The organism is Tepidimonas taiwanensis, from assembly GCF_020162115.1.
Lineage (GTDB): Bacteria > Pseudomonadota > Gammaproteobacteria > Burkholderiales > Burkholderiaceae_C > Tepidimonas > Tepidimonas taiwanensis.
This window is the reverse complement of sequence record NZ_CP083911.1, coordinates 1,923,817-1,937,815: the sequence shown is the minus strand read 5'-3', so window position 1 is coordinate 1,937,815 and position 13,999 is coordinate 1,923,817. Positions and strand designations below refer to the sequence as shown.

Here is a 13,999-nt window from a genome sequence, read left to right as displayed (position 1 = left end):
GTCGTGCGGTGTTCGTTTTGATACGGGCCGATGCGTACCGCAACGGACGCCCCGCCCGTGCGTGCACACGGGCGGGGGAGGTCGGGGCTCGCCGCCCATCGGCCCCTGCGCGGTAGCCGCGATGAGCGGCTGCCCCCCCTATTGCTCCGGCACGGTTTTATCCAGAGTCCCCAGCTTTCTTCACAAGCACAGAACGCTGCGGGGGCGGCAAAACTTCTTCGTGCCGGATCAATAGGCGTGGATGCCCATCGTCCAATGGGCTCGGCGACAATCCCGCCATGGCCCGTCTCGATCGCCCCGTTCCCCGCTCCGCCGCCGCGGTGTCGCCGCTGGCCGTGACCGCCGATGTGTTGCAGGAGACGCTGCACTTTCGCCAGCCGCCCGATACGCTGCTGGCGCGCACGCTGCGGGGGCCGCAGCGCTTTGGCCCGCGCCTGCGCGAGGCGATCGGGGACGCGCTCTTTGCGGCGCTGCGCGACCTGCCGCGCTGGCACTGGCTGGCCGCGCAGCGGCTCGGGCAGACGCTCACCGGCGAGCCGGACATCGCGCGCTGCCGTGCGGACCGCGCGTGGTGCGAGGCGGTCGTGCGGCTCGCGTGGCCCGCGGCGGCGCTGCCCGTCCTGGCCGAGCGCGACCCCGCCGCGGCCGAGGCGGTGGCCGTGTGGCAGGCGCAGGCCGCCACGGTGGACCTGTCGTGCGCCCCGCTGACGGTGCAGTGGGGGGGGCCGTCGTGGCTGATCGATCGCTGGCGCGCCGCAGTCGGGGACGAGGTGGCCGAACTCGCGGCCGCCCTGCGGCGACCGGCGCCCCTGGACTTGCGCGTCAACGCGCTGCGGGCCAAGCGCGACGCGGTGCTCGCGGAGTTGCAGGGCGCGGGCCTGCCGGCGGTGCCGACGGCGCACGCGCCGTGGGGTATTCGGCTGCCGCAGCGCACACCATTGCAGGGGCTGGAGGCGTTCAGGCGCGGCGCGATCGAGGTGCAGGACGAGGGCTCGCAACTGATCGCGGCGCTGGTCGGTGCGCGCCGCGGGGAAACCATCGTGGACTTCTGCGCCGGTGCCGGCGGCAAGACGCTCGCGCTGGGTGCCGACATGCGCGACAGCGGCCGGCTGTACGCCTTCGACACGGCGGCCCGGCGGCTGGAGACCCTGCCCGAGCGTGCCCGGCGCGCCGGTCTGACGCAGGTGCAGCCGATGGTGCTCGTCGGGGAAGACGACCCTCGGCTCGCGCGGCTGGCGGGCAAGATCGACCGCGTGCTGGTCGATGCGCCATGCAGTGGGCTGGGAACGCTGCGCCGCCACCCGGAGCTGATGTGGCGCCACACCCCCGCGACGGTGGCCGACATGGCGGTGTTGCAGCAGCGCATCCTGCGCGCGGCGGCACGCCTCGTGCGCCCGGGCGGGCGGCTGGTGTACGCGACGTGCAGCCTGCTCGCCGAGGAAAACGAAGCCGTCGCCTCTGCTTTCGACGTGGCGATGGGCGACTTGTTTGAGCCGCTCGACGCGGCGGTGTTGCTGGCCGACGCCCGGGTCCGTGACCCCGAGACCTTGGTGGAACGGGGCTATCTGCGGCTGTGGCCGCATCGGCACGGCACGGACGGTTTCTTCGCGGCCGCGTGGCGTCGGCGCTGACCCTCTTGCCAGGTTTCACCCTGACCTGGCCTCGGCATCGACTTTTCACTGGTGCGAGTGGCGGGACTCGAACCCGCACGACCTTGCGGCCTCAGGATTTTAAGTCCTGTATGTCTACCGATTCCATCACACTCGCGTGGCGCGCGACGCCGAGCGGTGGATTCTAGTCGTGTGTTCGCGACGCCCGGCGATGGCACCTTGTGGCCGCTGGTTACACCCGCCTCTCAGGCCGCTGCCGTCCCCGCGAGGCGCCGGATGCGTTCCAGTGTCTCCGCCAGCGTGGCGCGGGCAACGGCCATGTCGTAATCCGCCTGCAGACCCATCCAAAACTCCGGGCTGTTGCCGAAATAAGCGGCCAAACGCAAGGCGGTATCCGCGGTGACGGCCCTGCGCTCGCGCACGATGTCGTGGATGCGCGTAGCCGGCACGCCCAACGCGAGCGCGAGTGCGTGGGCGCTCAGCCCCATAGGCTGCAAAAACTCTTCCCGCAGCACCTCACCGGGGTGGATGGGGCGCATGCCGGGACGTATCGTGTCCATGTCGGCTCCTGTCAGTGATAGTCCACGATTTCGACGTCATGGGCGTCCGTGCCGTCGTACCGGAAGCAGAGACGCCACTGGTCATTGATGCGGATGCTGAACTGCCCAGCGCGGTCTCCCTTCAAAGCTTCCAGCCGGTTGTTGGGGGGTATTCGCAGGTCGTCGAGTCGCGTCGACCGGTGCAGCATCGCCAGCTTGCGTTCCGCCTCCGTCCGGATGTTGGCGAATCGTGCCGATCCCTTCCCCTCGAAGAGGGCTTGCGTCTCTTTGCAACGAAACGACCGGATCACCGGCGCATTTTATACCGCGTGGCGTTATACGTGTCACGGTACGGTGGGGTGGCCAGGCACCGATCGGCGGTTCATCCGGTGCCGCGACCCCCCGGTCGGACCCCCCGGTCGTACAATGCGCCTTTTGACAGGTACAGGCGGCCACCATGAGCCAAGACAATCCTCCGTTCGAGATCCACGTGCACGGGGACGTGCCGTTGCGCGAGGACGTGGACTACGCCCAGATCCAGGAGGCGCTGCGGCCGCTGTGGCGCTACGTGGGGGCGCGCTCGCTCGTCGACGCCGCGGCCAGCGCGTACGAGGAGGAGCCCGGCATCCGCTTCGACCCGCGCGAGCACGTGCTGCAGATGTGCTGGACGATCGAGGGCGACGACGACTTTCGCCTCGCGATCGAAGAGGCCTGCATGGGCCTCAACGAAATCGCCGCCAGCGGCGCGGCGATCGAAGTCTCGTTTTACGACCTGGAGTTCGACGAGGACGAAGCGCCGCCGGACACCGAGGCGCGCGACGACTTCCTGATGTGCTTTGTCGGACCGACCCCGGCGGCGATCATGCAGGTGCAACGCGACCTGCTCGTGCAGGACGTGACGCAGCTGATGGAGCGCCACTTCGACCCGTCGGAGCTCGGGGGCGTGGTGCAGGCGATCGACCAGCTGTTTGCCAACCGCTTCGACGCGATGGTCAACTCGCTGCAGCTCGGCCGCCCGCCGCGCGGCACGGGGTCGGGCGGCGGTCACGGCGGGCCGCGCAAGCCGCGCCACCTGCACTGACGCGCGCCTCCGCCGACGCGCGCCTCCGCCGACCTCCGAGGCGGGGAGGCGGCCCCCGGTGCGACAGAGGCCGTTTCAGAGGCCGATTCGAGGGGCCACCGTAACGCCGGCTGTGCGAGCGATGGGTGGCGCACGCCCACCCGCATGTTGATCCGGCACGAAAGCGTTTTGTGGCCCCGCCCCGCGCCCCGCTCGTGCGATGGACGCGGGCGACGCAAAACAAAATCGTGCCGGCGCCAAAGCGGGGAGCCGCTCAGGCGGCCGTCACCGCAATGCCTTTGAATTCGCCGCTGGCGATGCGCTGGCGCCACTCGGCCGGGCCGGTTTCGTGCACGCTGGTGCCGTTGGCGTCGACCGCGACGGTGACCGGCATGTCGCGCACCTCGAACTCGTAGATGGCTTCCATCCCGAGATCTTCGAAGGCGACCACGCGCGCGGAGCGGATCGCCTTGGCCACCAAATAAGCCGCGCCGCCCACCGCCATCAGGTAGGCGCTGCGGTTGTCGCGGATCGCCTCGATCGCCACCGGTCCGCGTTCGGACTTGCCGATCATCGCGATCAGCCCGGTTTTTTCCAGCATCATGCGCGTGAACTTGTCCATGCGCGTGGCGGTCGTCGGCCCCGCGGGGCCCACCACCTCGTCGCGCACCGGATCGACCGGGCCGACGTAGTAGATGACACGGTTCGTGAAGTCCACGGGCAGCTTTTCGCCCCGGGCGAGCATGTCCTGGATGCGCTTGTGTGCCGCGTCGCGGCCCGTGAGCATCTTGCCGTTGAGCAGGAGCTTTTGCCCCACTTTCCAGGTGGCGACTTCCTCCTTGGTCAGCGTGTCGAGGTTGACGCGCGTGGCGCTCTGGGTATCCGGCGTCCACGTGACGGCGGGCCAGTCCTCCACGCGCGGCGGCTCCAGCCGCGCGGGCCCGCTGCCATCCAGGTGAAAATGCACGTGCCGCGTGGCCGCGCAGTTGGGGATCATCGCCACCGGCAGCGACGCCGCGTGCGTCGGGTAGTCCAGGATCTTGACGTCCACGACCGTGGTCAGCCCGCCGAGCCCCTGTGCGCCGATGCCCAGCGCGTTGACCTTCTCGTACAGCTCCAGCCGCAGCGCCTCGACGCTGGTGAGCGGCGCGCCCGCGCGCTTCTTGTCGATCAACTCGTGGATGTCCACCGGCGCCATCAGCGCCTCTTTGGCCAGCAGCATGGCTTTTTCCGGCGTGCCGCCGATGCCGATGCCCAAAATCCCCGGCGGGCACCAGCCCGCACCCATCGTGGGCACGGTCTTCAGCACCCAGTCCACGATGGAGTCGGACGGGTTGAGCATCACCATCTTCGACTTGTTTTCCGAGCCGCCGCCCTTGGCCGCGCAAATGACTTCGATGCCATCGCCGGGCACGATTTCGTAGTGCACCACGGCCGGGGTGTTGTCGCGGGTATTGCGGCGCGCACCGGCCGGGTCGGCCAGCACCGAGGCCCGCAGCGGGTTGTCGGGGTGGGTGTAGGCGCGTCGCACGCCCTCGTTGACCATCTCCTGCACGCTCATCGTGGCGTCGGGCCAGGTCACGTTCATGCCCACTTTCAAAAACACCACGGCGATGCCGGTGTCCTGACAGATCGGGCGGTGCCCCTCGGCGCTCAGGCGCGAGTTGGTCAGAATCTGCGCGATGGCATCCTTGGCCGCCGGGCTTTGTTCGCGCTCGTAGGCCCGGCCCAGTGCCTGGATGTAGTCCACCGGGTGGTAGTAGCTGATGTACTGAAACGCGTCGGCAATCGACTGGATCAGGTCTTCCTGGCGAATGGCGGTCATGGTCGAAACTCCGGGGAGGGCGGGCGTTGGACGGTGCTCAGTGAGGGTCGTCGTCCGCAGGGTGATGGATCAGGCGCTCCGTCAATGCGACGGCCAACGCGCTCAACAAGAAGATGCCGTGGATGACGGTTTGCCACAGCAGCACCTTCTCGGTATAGTTGGCCGCATTGATGAAGGTTTTGAGCAAGTGAATGGAGCTGATGCCGATGATGGCGGTGGCCAGCTTGACCTTGAGCACACCGGCGTTGACGTGGTTGAGCCACTCGGGCTGGTCCGGGTGGCCTTCCAGCCGCAGACGGCTGACGAAGGTCTCGTAGCCGCCGACGATGACCATGATGAGCAGGTTGCTGATCATGACCACGTCGATCAACGCCAGCACCACCAGCATGATGATGGTCTCGTTGAGGCCCTCCAGCGGCTTGTCGGCGACATAGCCGATGCTGGTGACGAGCTTGTCGAGCGCCGCCGTGTTGCCGAACGCCGCCTCGATCAGGTGCACCAGCTCCACCCAGAAGTGGTAGACGTACACCGCTTGCGCGACGATCAGACCGATGTACAGTGGCAGTTGCAGCCAGCGGCTGGCGAAGATCAGTTTCGGCAGCGGCGGGATCGGCTTCGGGATCGGGTTCATGCGTGCGCGGTTGGCGTCGGTCCAAGGCGCGCCAATTGTAGTGGCGCGTCGCCGAACCGGCCCGTAAGAACCTCGTCAGAGACCCGCTGCACAGTCGCTGGCTGTCGTCATCGCGAATCCCTATCGTCCTGAGGAGACCCCGACATGGCTGAAACATCCGCTGCCATCAGTTCGATGCTGGTGGAAAACCGCGTTTTCGAGCCCCATCCGGCGCTGGTGGCGCAGGCGCGCGTGTCCGGCATGGACGCCTACCGCGCCCTGTGCGCCGAGGCCGAGGCCGACTTCGAAGGCTTCTGGGCGCGCCGGGCGCGCGAACTGCTGCACTGGCACAAGCCGTTCACGCAGGTGCTGGATGAGTCGAACAAGCCGTTTTACAAGTGGTTCCAGGACGGCGAGCTCAACGCGTCGTACAACTGCCTGGACCGCCACATGGGGACCCCGGTCGAGAACAAGACCGCGATCATCTTCGAGGCCGACGACGGGGCCGTCACGCGGGTCACGTACAAGGAGGTGCTCGCGCGCGTGAGCCGTTTCGCCAACGCGCTCAAGTCGCTCGGTGTGAAAAAGGGTGACCGCGTCGTCATCTACATGCCGATGACGATCGAGGGCATCGTCGCGATGCAGGCGTGCGCGCGCATCGGGGCCACGCACAGCGTGGTGTTCGGGGGCTTTTCCGCCGGCGCGCTCAAGGACCGCATCCAGGACGCCGGCGCGGTGGCCGTCATCACCGCCAACTTCCAGATGCGCGGCGGCAAGGAGCTGCCGCTCAAATCCATCGTCGACGAGGCGATCGGCATGGGCGGCTGCGAGTCGGTGCGCCACGTCGTCGTCTTCCAGCGCACGGCCACGGCGTGCAACATGGTCGCCGGGCGCGACGTGTGGATGCACGAGCTGCTCGCGGGCCAGAGCGACGAGTGCCCGCCCGAGGTCGTCGGCGCCGAGCACCCGCTCTTCATCCTCTATACCTCCGGCTCGACCGGCAAGCCCAAGGGCGTGCAGCACAGCACCGGCGGCTACCTGCTGTGGGCCAAGCAGACGATGCTGTGGACCTTCGACCTGAAGGACAGCGACGTCTTCTGGTGCACGGCCGACATCGGCTGGATCACGGGCCACACGTATGTCGCCTACGGGCCGCTGGCGGCCGGGGCCACGCAGATCGTCTTCGAGGGCGTGCCGACCTACCCGAACGCCGGGCGTTTCTGGCAGATGATCGAGCGCCACGGCTGCACCATCTTCTACACGGCGCCGACCGCAATCCGCTCGCTCATCAAGGCCAGCGACACCGACGAGAAGGTGCACCCGAAGAACTGGAACCTCTCGACGCTGCGCATCCTCGGTTCGGTGGGCGAGCCGATCAACCCCGAGGCGTGGATGTGGTACTACAAGCACGTCGGTGGCGAGCGCTGCCCGATCGTCGACACCTTCTGGCAGACCGAGACCGGCGGCCACATGATCACGCCGCTGCCGGGCGCGACACCGCTGGTGCCGGGCTCGTGCACGCTGCCGCTGCCGGGCATTTTCGCGGCGATCGTCGACGAGCAGGGCAACGACATGCCCAACGGGCAGGGTGGCATCCTGGTCGTCAAGAAGCCGTGGCCGTCGATGATCCGCACCATCTGGGGCGATCCCGAGCGCTTCAAGAAGAGCTACTTCCCTGAAGAGCTCAAGGGTTACTACCTGGCCGGTGACGGCGCCGTGCGCTCCGAGGACCGCGGCTACTTCCGCATCACGGGCCGCATCGACGACGTGCTCAACGTCTCGGGTCACCGCATGGGCACGATGGAGATCGAGTCGGCGCTCGTCGCCAAGACCGACCTCGTCGCCGAGGCCGCGGTCGTGGGCCGCCCGGACGACCTGACCGGCGAGGCGATCGTCGCCTTCGTCGTGCTCAAGCGCCCGCTGCCGCAGGGCGAGGAGGCCAAGCAGATCGCCAACGAGCTGCGCAACTGGGTGGCCAAGGAAATCGGGCCGATCGCCAAGCCCAAGGACATCCGTTTCGGCGAAAACCTGCCCAAGACGCGTTCGGGCAAGATCATGCGCCGGCTGCTGCGTGCGATCGCCAGGGGCGAGGCCATCACCCAGGACGTCTCGACGCTCGAGAACCCGCACATCCTCGAGCAACTGGCGCGCAACAACTGACGCGTGTGTCCGGCCTCCGGGCGCATCAAAAAGAAGCCCGCCGGTCGGCGGGCTTCTTTCTTTGTTGGCCGCGCGATCCGCGCGCGGCCCGGGCGGGCGGGGATGTCCCCCGCCGTCGGCCTCACTTCAGGCTCAGCACCCAGGCGGCCAGCTTCTTCGCTTCCGCCTCGTTGACCTGCGGGTTGGCCGGCATCGGCACCGCGCCCCACACGCCCGCACCGCCCTTCTGGATCTTGTTGGCGAGCATGTCGGCGGCCTTGGCGTCGCCGGCGTACTTCTTGGCGATGTCCTTGTAGGCGGGGCCCACGAGCTTCTTGTCCACCGCGTGGCAGGCCATGCAGTTCTTGGCCTTGGCCAGAGCTTCGTCGGCCATCGCGGGGCCGGCGACGGCGGCGGTGGCGGCCAGGATGAGCAGTGCGCGTTTCATGGTGTCGAGTCCTCTGTGCGTTGGTGGTGACGGGATCCGGTAGAACCGTGCGACGATTCTAGCGAGGCCGTCGCTCGCGCGTCGCGGGCGTTTACAGCTTGTTGCAATCGATACCATAACATATGGGTTGGATTGCGGGGTCATCCGGTGGCGGTGTGCCGGGCCGGGTGAGTGGGCCGAATCGAGGGTGGAGCATGGCGTTTCTCGTAGTGGGTTTGGGGTTGCTGATTCTCAAATGGGCCGGGATCGAGCCGGTGGCGTCGCTTGCCTGGGGCTGGGTACTGGCACCGTTCGCGCTGGCGGCGCTGTGGTGGTCGTGGGCGGACTGGTCGGGCTACACGCAGCGCCGCGCGATGCGTCGCGAGGAGGCGCGCAAGGCCGCGCGCGAGGCCAAAGCGCGCCAGCGGCTGCGTCCCGGCAGCCCACCCCGGTAACGGGGCGGGTGGCACAATAGCAGCGACGCGCGGCGGCCCCCGCCGTGGTGCGCGGCCGCGTCGATCCGATTCACGACCAGCGAGACACCATGCCCACGTACCGTTCCCGCACCACGACCCACGGCCGCAACATGGCCGGTGCGCGCGCCCTGTGGCGTGCCACCGGCATGAAGGACGGCGACTTCGACAAGCCCATCATCGCGGTGGCGAACTCGTTCACGCAGTTCGTGCCGGGCCACGTGCACCTGAAGGATCTGGGCCAGCTCGTCGCGCGCGAGATCGAGGCTGCCGGGGGCGTGGCCAAGGAGTTCAACACCATCGCCGTCGACGACGGCATCGCGATGGGGCACGACGGGATGCTCTATTCGCTGCCCAGCCGCGAGCTGATCGCCGACAGCGTCGAGTACATGGTCAACGCCCACTGTGCCGATGCGCTGGTGTGCATTTCCAACTGCGACAAGATCACGCCGGGCATGCTGATGGCGGCGCTGCGCCTGAACATCCCGGTGGTGTTCGTCTCGGGCGGTCCGATGGAGGCGGGCAAGGTGCGCCTCGCGGTGCCCGGCGAGCAGACGGTGCAGCTCAAGAAGCTCGACCTGGTCGACGCGATGGTGATGGCGGCCGACACGTCGGTCGACGACGCCACGGTGGCCGAGGTGGAGCGCTCCGCCTGTCCGACGTGCGGGTCGTGCTCGGGGATGTTCACCGCCAATTCGATGAACTGCCTGACGGAGGCGCTGGGGCTGTCGCTGCCGGGCAACGGCACGCTGCTGGCCACGCACGCGGACCGCGAGCAGCTCTTTCGCCGCGCCGGGCGCCTGATCGTCGAGTTGGCGCGCCGCTACTACGAAGAAGGCGACGAGCGCGTGCTGCCGCGCAGCATCGCCACCTTCCAGGCCTTCGAGAACGCGATGGCGCTCGACATCGCGATGGGCGGCTCGACCAACACCGTGCTGCACCTGCTCGCCGCGGCGCAGGAAGCGCAGGTGCCGTTTACGATGGCCGATATCGACCGCCTGTCGCGGCGCGTGCCGACGCTGTGCAAGGTCGCGCCCAACACCAACAAGTACCACATCGAGGACGTGCACCGCGCCGGTGGTGTGATGGGGATCCTCGGGGAGCTGGATCGCGCGGGCCTGCTGCACACGGGGACCTACACGGTGCACAGCCCGACGCTGGCCGACGCGCTCGCGCAATGGGACGTGGCGCGGCAGCCGTCGGAGGCGGTGCAGACCTTCTACCGCGCCGGGCCGGCCGGGATCCCGACCCAGACGCCGTTCAGCCAGGACACGCGCTGGCCGTCGCTCGACCTGGACCGCCGTGCGGGCTGCATCCGCAGCGTCGAGCACGCGTACTCCCGCGACGGGGGTTTGGCGGTGCTCTACGGCAACCTGGCGGTGGACGGCTGCATCGTCAAGACCGCCGGCATCGACGAGAGCATGTTCGAGGTCGATCCGCTGCGCGACACGACCAGCGTGCCGACCTCGGTGCTGCGCGTGTTCGAGGGGCCTGCGCGCGTCTTCGAGAGCCAGGACGCCGCGGTGGAGGCGATTCTCGGCGACCAGATCCGCCCGGGCGACGTGGTGGTCATCCGCTACGAGGGACCGCGCGGCGGCCCCGGCATGCAGGAGATGCTCTACCCGACGTCGTACCTGAAGTCCAAGGGACTGGGCAAGGTCTGCGCGCTGCTGACCGACGGGCGCTTCTCGGGCGGTACGTCGGGGCTGTCGATCGGGCACGTGTCGCCCGAAGCGGCGGCCGGGGGCACGATCGGCCTCGTGCGTGAGGGTGACCGCATCCGCATCGACGTCACGCGCCGCTCGATCGAACTGCTGGTCAGCGACGACGAGCTCGCGCGCCGCCGCCGTGAGCAGGACGCGCTGGGGTGGAAACCAGCCCAGCCGCGCGCGCGCAAGGTGTCGGCCGCGCTCAAGGCCTACGCGATGCTGGCGATGAGCGCCGACAAGGGCGCGGTGCGCGACCTGAGCAAGCTTGGCTGAGCGGCGGGGAACGTCAGTGGGAAACGGACGCTGTCGCCCGCTGCCGGGCCGTGTGGGCGCGCTGCAGCGCCTGCACCAGCACGTACACCTGCAGCATGTCGAGCTGCGGGTAGTGCTCGCGCAGCATGACGATCGCCTGGTGCACCATCGGCACGCCGCGGATGCCGTTGCGCGGGTCCAGATACGGCACGCACAGCCGGTAGGCGTCCTCGAAAATCTGGCGCAGGGTGTCGTCGCGTCGCCGCTCGCGGGTCGGCGGCCGGGAATCGGTCGGGGACATCGGGGCTCCTCCAGTGGCCGCCGGCAAGGGGGCCATGTCGGTGTCGATCGTACCGCAGCGGGCTTGCCGCCCACAACCGGCGCGGGTCGCGCGAAAGGCACGGCATGCTGATCCACCCGGGTTTCGACCCCGTCGCCGTGCGCATCGGGCCATTGGCCGTGCACTGGTACGGGCTGATGTACCTGCTCGGCTTTGCGCTGTTCGTGTGGTTGGGCCGGCGGCGGCTGCGGCATGAGCCCTACCGCACGCTGGGCTGGCAGCCGCGCGACGTCGAGGACATGCTGTTCTGGGGGGTGCTGGGCGTCATCGTCGGCGGGCGCCTCGGCTACGTGCTGTTTTACAAGCCGCTCGACTACCTCGCCCAGCCGTGGCAGATTTTCGCGGTCTGGCAGGGCGGCATGAGCTTTCACGGCGGGCTCGCCGGCGTGCTGATCGCGCTGGCCATCTGGGCGCGCCGCCAGCACCGGCCGTGGCTGCAGGTGATGGACTTCATCGCCCCGTGCGTGCCCACGGGGCTGGCGGCCGGGCGCATCGGCAACTTCATCAACGGTGAGCTGTGGGGGCGTGTGGCCAGCCCCGATCTGCCGTGGGCGATGGTCTTTCCGGCCGCCGGGCCGTTGCCGCGCCATCCGTCGCAGCTGTACCAGTTTGCGCTGGAGGGGCTGCTGCTGTTCGCGCTGCTGTGGGCCTATGCACGCACGCCGCGGCGCACCGGGGAGGTGTCGGCCGCGTTCCTGACCGGCTACGGCGTGCTGCGCTTTACCGCCGAGTTTTTCCGTGAGCCGGACGCGCACCTCGGGCTGCTGTCGCTGGGCCTGAGCATGGGCCAGTGGCTGAGCCTGCCGATGGTGGTGGCCGGGCTTGCGCTGTGGATCTGGGCCCGCCGCCGGGCGGAGGCGACATGACCGTGAACAACCTGTACGACGCGCTGCGCGCGGCGTTTCCCGCCGATCTCGACACCTGGGCCATCGAGACCGACGACGGCCTCGTCTACACCTGGCGCGACCTGGAGCGCGGCAGCGCGATGATCGCCAACCTGCTGCAGCGGCTGGACCTGCCCGCCGGGTCGCGCGTCGTCGCGCAGGTGGACAAGTCGGTCGAGGCGTTGATGCTGTACCTGGCGACGCTGCGCGCGGGCCTGGTGTACGTGCCGCTCAACACCGCGTACCAGCCGGCGGAGGTCGCGTATTTCATCGGCGACGCTGAGCCGGCCGTGGTCGTGTGCACGCCGGATCGCTTTGGTTGGGTGAGCAAGCTGGGGTTTCGCGCCGGTGCGCGGGCCGTTTACACGCTCGGGGCGGACCGCAGCGGCACGTTGCTGGACCGCGCGGTGCACCAGCCGGACGTGCAGACCCCCGTGCCGGTCGGGCTGGGCGCGCTGGCGTCGATCATCTACACCAGCGGCACCACCGGGCGCAGCAAAGGCGCGATGCTCACGCATGGCAACCTGCTCGCCAACGCCGAGGTGCTGCGCACCTACTGGGGCTGGCGCGCGGACGACGTGCTGATCCACGTGCTGCCGATCTTTCACGTGCACGGGCTGTTCGTCGCGGTGCACGGCGCGCTGCTCAATGGCGGCCCGATGCTGTGGGCTGCGAAGTTCGACCCCCACACCGTGCTGCAGTGGCTGCCGCGCGCGACGGTTTTCATGGGCGTGCCGACGCTTTACACCCGGCTGCTCGCGGAACCGGCGCTGACGCCCGAGCGCTGCGCGCACATGCGGCTCTTCATCTCGGGGTCCGCGCCGCTGCTGATCGAGACCTTCCGCGCGTGGACCGTGCGTACCGGCCACACGATCCTGGAGCGCTACGGCATGAGCGAGACCATCATGCTGACCTCCAACCCCTACGGGCCTGACGCCCGCTACGGCGGGCAGGCCGAGCGCCGCGGCGGGACCGTCGGCTTTCCGCTGCCGGGGGTCGAGGTGCGCATCGCCGACGACGCCGACCGGGCGCTCTCCGCGGGCGAGGTGGGCGGCGTGCAGGTGCGCGGCCCGAGCGTTTTTCAAGGCTACTGGCGCATGCCGGAAAAGACCCGCGCCGAGTTCACCGCGGATGGGTGGTTCCGCACCGGCGACGTGGGCTTTTTCGACGAACGGGGGTACCTCACACTGGTGGGCCGCAGCAAGGACCTGATCATCAGCGGTGGCTACAACGTCTACCCCGCCGAGGTCGAGGGGGCGATCAACGAACTGCCGGGGGTGGCGGAAAGCGCCGTGATCGGTGTGCCCCACCCGGACTTTGGCGAGGTGGGGGTGGCGCTGGTGATCGCCCAGCCGGGGCAGCACCCGGACCCGGAGGCGATCCTGGCGGCGCTGCGCCAGCGGCTGGCCAACTACAAGATCCCCAAGCGCTGCTTCCTCGTCGACGAGCTGCCGCGCAACGCGATGGGCAAGGTGCAGAAAAACGTCCTGCGCGAGCGCTACCGGGACACGTTTGCCGCCGCCTGATGGGGGCAGCGGATGGATTTCGGCGCGGCACGGCTGCCCGCGTTAGTCCGCGCGCTCAACCCGTGCCGAGCCGGCCGGCCCCCTCAGCGCAGCACCAGCACCGGCGTGTGCGAGTGCGTGAGCACCTGCTGCGTCTCGCTGCCGAGCAGCAGGCGCTTGAGCCCGCGCCGGCCGTGCGAGGCCATCACGATCAGGTCGCACTTGTGGCGCTTGGCCGCGGCGATGATCGCCTCTGCGATCAGGTCGGACTTGACCGTGAGCGGCTTGACCTTGACCTGTCGCGCCTGCGCGCGGGTCTTGACCGCGTTGACGGTCTGGCGCGCCTCGTCCTCCCACTGCTTCTCGATCTGCCGCACCTCCGCGGCCGCGAGCGCCACGCCGCCCTCGAAGTAGGTTTGCGGGTAACGCGGCACCACCCGCAGCGCCACGAGTTCGGCGCCCGTCAGATCGGCCAAGGCGATGGCGTGGTCCACGGCACGGTCGGACAGTTCCGAGCCGTCGGTGGCGACCAGGATGCGCTGGTACATCGGGTTCTCCTTCGGATCTGAGACGCAGTCGTCGTCAGCCCGCGGTCTGGCGGGCACACGGGAATGGCACAGGCTAGC

Annotated in this window: 14 protein-coding genes and 1 tRNA gene; 7 read left to right on the top strand and 8 right to left on the bottom strand. The window is 69.0% G+C overall.

The features are described 5' to 3' along the window. Positions 1-278 precede the first annotated feature (278 nt). Complete coding sequence (locus LCC91_RS09155; protein ID WP_052231834.1) at positions 279-1,631, top strand: RsmB/NOP family class I SAM-dependent RNA methyltransferase; 1,353 nt, start codon at positions 279-281, stop codon at positions 1,629-1,631. A gap of 49 nt (positions 1,632-1,680) precedes the next feature. On the opposite strand, the gene LCC91_RS09150 is transcribed toward LCC91_RS09155, so the two are convergent. From LCC91_RS09150 to LCC91_RS09140, 3 genes are all read right to left on the bottom strand, one after another. Beyond that, positions 1,681-1,767, bottom strand: a tRNA-Leu gene (locus LCC91_RS09150). 88 nt (positions 1,768-1,855) lie between these two features. Beyond that, positions 1,856-2,170, bottom strand: coding sequence for a HigA family addiction module antitoxin (locus LCC91_RS09145; RefSeq protein WP_043703983.1), 315 nt, complete (start codon positions 2,168-2,170; stop codon positions 1,856-1,858). 11 nt (positions 2,171-2,181) lie between these two features. Continuing rightward, entirely contained in the window at positions 2,182-2,460 is a 279-nt protein-coding gene (locus LCC91_RS09140; RefSeq protein WP_043703986.1) for a type II toxin-antitoxin system RelE/ParE family toxin, read from the bottom strand. Positions 2,461-2,606: 146 nt separating this feature from the next. On the opposite strand from LCC91_RS09140, the gene LCC91_RS09135 reads away from it, so the two are divergent. Then, complete coding sequence (locus tag LCC91_RS09135; RefSeq protein ID WP_043703993.1) at positions 2,607-3,230, top strand: DUF6806 family protein; 624 nt, start codon at positions 2,607-2,609, stop codon at positions 3,228-3,230. Positions 3,231-3,483: 253 nt separating this feature from the next. On the opposite strand, the gene LCC91_RS09130 is transcribed toward LCC91_RS09135, so the two are convergent. Together LCC91_RS09130 and LCC91_RS09125 are read right to left on the bottom strand one after the other, a co-directional pair. Next, positions 3,484-5,034 carry a fumarate hydratase gene (locus LCC91_RS09130; protein ID WP_143897966.1) on the bottom strand — a complete coding sequence of 517 codons (1,551 nt, stop codon included), beginning with the start codon at positions 5,032-5,034 and terminating at the stop codon, positions 3,484-3,486. Between the two features lie 37 nt (positions 5,035-5,071). Next, positions 5,072-5,665 carry a YqhA family protein gene (locus LCC91_RS09125; RefSeq protein ID WP_143897964.1) on the bottom strand — a complete coding sequence of 198 codons (594 nt, stop codon included), beginning with the start codon at positions 5,663-5,665 and terminating at the stop codon, positions 5,072-5,074. A 144-nt stretch (positions 5,666-5,809) separates the two neighbouring features. Here LCC91_RS09125 and acs point away from each other — a divergent pair, with 144 nt between their 5' ends. After that, positions 5,810-7,804: an acetate--CoA ligase gene (acs, locus tag LCC91_RS09120; RefSeq protein WP_043704004.1), complete on the top strand. Its 1,995-nt coding sequence runs from the start codon at positions 5,810-5,812 to the stop codon at positions 7,802-7,804. A gap of 121 nt (positions 7,805-7,925) precedes the next feature. Here acs and LCC91_RS09115 read toward each other — a convergent pair whose 3' ends face one another. Next, positions 7,926-8,231: a c-type cytochrome gene (locus tag LCC91_RS09115; protein WP_043704007.1), complete on the bottom strand. Its 306-nt coding sequence runs from the start codon at positions 8,229-8,231 to the stop codon at positions 7,926-7,928. Positions 8,232-8,425: 194 nt separating this feature from the next. Here LCC91_RS09115 and LCC91_RS09110 point away from each other — a divergent pair, with 194 nt between their 5' ends. Beyond that, positions 8,426-8,665, top strand: coding sequence for a TIGR04438 family Trp-rich protein (locus tag LCC91_RS09110; protein WP_043704008.1), 240 nt, complete (start codon positions 8,426-8,428; stop codon positions 8,663-8,665). An 89-nt stretch (positions 8,666-8,754) separates the two neighbouring features. Continuing rightward, a complete protein-coding gene (gene ilvD, locus LCC91_RS09105) occupies positions 8,755-10,665 on the top strand; it encodes a dihydroxy-acid dehydratase (RefSeq protein ID WP_043704227.1) in 1,911 nt (636 codons plus the stop codon). 13 nt (positions 10,666-10,678) lie between these two features. Here ilvD and LCC91_RS09100 read toward each other — a convergent pair whose 3' ends face one another. Next, positions 10,679-10,945 (bottom strand): hypothetical protein, encoded by a 267-nt coding sequence (locus tag LCC91_RS09100; RefSeq protein ID WP_043704011.1) that lies wholly within the window; start codon positions 10,943-10,945, stop codon positions 10,679-10,681. Positions 10,946-11,049: 104 nt separating this feature from the next. Between LCC91_RS09100 and lgt the strand changes: the two genes are divergently transcribed. Then, on the top strand, positions 11,050-11,850 hold the full coding sequence (gene lgt, locus LCC91_RS09095) for a prolipoprotein diacylglyceryl transferase (RefSeq protein ID WP_043704013.1): 801 nt from the start codon (positions 11,050-11,052) through the stop codon (positions 11,848-11,850). Further along, positions 11,847-13,394 carry a malonate--CoA ligase gene (locus LCC91_RS09090; RefSeq protein WP_143897962.1) on the top strand — a complete coding sequence of 516 codons (1,548 nt, stop codon included), beginning with the start codon at positions 11,847-11,849 and terminating at the stop codon, positions 13,392-13,394. The genes lgt and LCC91_RS09090 overlap by 4 nt, the downstream gene beginning before the upstream one ends. A gap of 83 nt (positions 13,395-13,477) precedes the next feature. Here the strand turns inward: LCC91_RS09090 and LCC91_RS09085 are convergent, their stop codons facing one another. Then, positions 13,478-13,921 (bottom strand): universal stress protein, encoded by a 444-nt coding sequence (locus LCC91_RS09085; protein WP_043704016.1) that lies wholly within the window; start codon positions 13,919-13,921, stop codon positions 13,478-13,480. Positions 13,922-13,999: the final 78 nt, after the last annotated feature.